2 protein-coding genes are annotated in these 1,476 nt (G+C 44.5%); both read left to right on the forward strand.

Annotation, left to right across the window (positions count from 1 at the left end; translation table 11 throughout):
• The first annotated feature begins 287 nt into the window (after positions 1–287).
• Entirely contained in the window at positions 288–776 is a 489-nt protein-coding gene (locus tag F6K38_RS41790; protein WP_287360724.1) for a hypothetical protein, read from the forward strand.
• 446 nt (positions 777–1,222) lie between these two features.
• Positions 1,223–1,476: P-loop NTPase family protein (locus tag F6K38_RS41795; protein WP_502709669.1), on the forward strand; the 254-nt coding region annotated here is incomplete at its 3' end.

The raw sequence follows: 1,476 nt of genomic DNA on the forward strand, positions 1-1,476 counted from the left end.
TCTATAATAATCATCACGTATCGACCTTCCGCTATTAATTTATTATACAATGAATAGGATAAAACTCCAAAAAAAGCCGCCCTATAAGGACGGGACTTTAGATCCAATTCTTCGGTAACAGCCAACGCCTCCTAGCCAGAAATACTCCAGACACAACCCAAGCCCTCCACTTACTCAGCCAAGGGGAGCAAAGTATTGGTCAAGCCATCGAAATTAGTAAAGCCAACGACTACAAAGCCAACCAAGCCTACAACTATACCGCTCTTGGCTTACTCTATTCAGAACACTTGCGCCGATTACCCTCCAACCACCCTACTCTACCGGAACAGATAGAGCAATTTGAAACCAACTACACCATGGGCTTAAGGTTACTTTCAGAACTTGGAGAAATTGTCGATAGGGCGGAAGAAATTCTAGATATCTCCCGGGCTTACCTAGAGGTAAATGTCTTAGAAAACCTTGACCGAGCGGAAGCATTAGCCATGGAATCTCTACAAATATTCCTAGACTACAACCGTCGGAAACTAGAAGCCTCTGCTCGCCAGCTATTAGGGGAAATTTACTTGCGTCGTGTTGAGGGTAATCAACCCAATGCTAAAGCCATGGCTTACCAATTTTTTACTGAAAGTTTAGAACTCTACCGGAGTCTAGATATTCAGGGGAAAGTGATAGAATTGGAGCAACAATTAAAGGGAATCGGGAATCGGGAATCGGGAATCGGGAATCGGGAATCGGGAATCGGGAATCGGGAATCGGGAATCGGGAATCGGGAGTAGTGATAATCTTTGACTATTTCAGTACTAAAATTGATTGTTATCACTGCCGTTATTAAGTTTTTTTGTACTGGTGCAAGATATAGCGCTACGCGCAAGTCCGCAAGTCAGAAGTCAGAAATCCGAAGTAAGCTATGATTAAGTTTCGGAGTTTAGGAATTGTCTTACATCTATAGCGTTTCTCGTATCTATGAGGTAGACATGATTTTTTCCCTGCTCCCTGCTCCCTACCTTACAAGGGTAGGTTTTTTACAAAGGGGCGAGTAGGTACTTTCATATAATATAAACTTCTACCCATATGTATAAAAATACACAATCATTTCCGGGATAATTTTTCCCATTTCCCGCTTCTGACGACTTCCAACTCCCGATTCCCGATTCCCGATTCCCGATTCCCGATTCCCGATTCCTGACCCAAATGTAAAAAACCTACTCCCTACTCCCTAACTATGAAGAGAGTTGCAGTATTTGGCAATGCTGGCGCTGGCAAATCGACCCTCAGCAAACGTTTAGCTGAAATAACTGGATTACCCCTAGTACCCCTCGATCTCATGCAATATAGACCGGGCGGTGCTGAGGTGCCCCATGCCGAGTTTAAAGCCGCCCATGATCACCTCTTGCAACAGGAGCAATGGATCGTTGATGGATTTGGCTCACTCGATACCGTGTGGCAACGGCTAGATGTAGCCGATACCCTGGTCTA

The sequence above is a fragment of the Moorena sp. SIO3B2 genome (assembly GCF_010692525.1).
In the GTDB taxonomy this organism is placed as follows: domain Bacteria; phylum Cyanobacteriota; class Cyanobacteriia; order Cyanobacteriales; family Coleofasciculaceae; genus Moorena; species Moorena producens.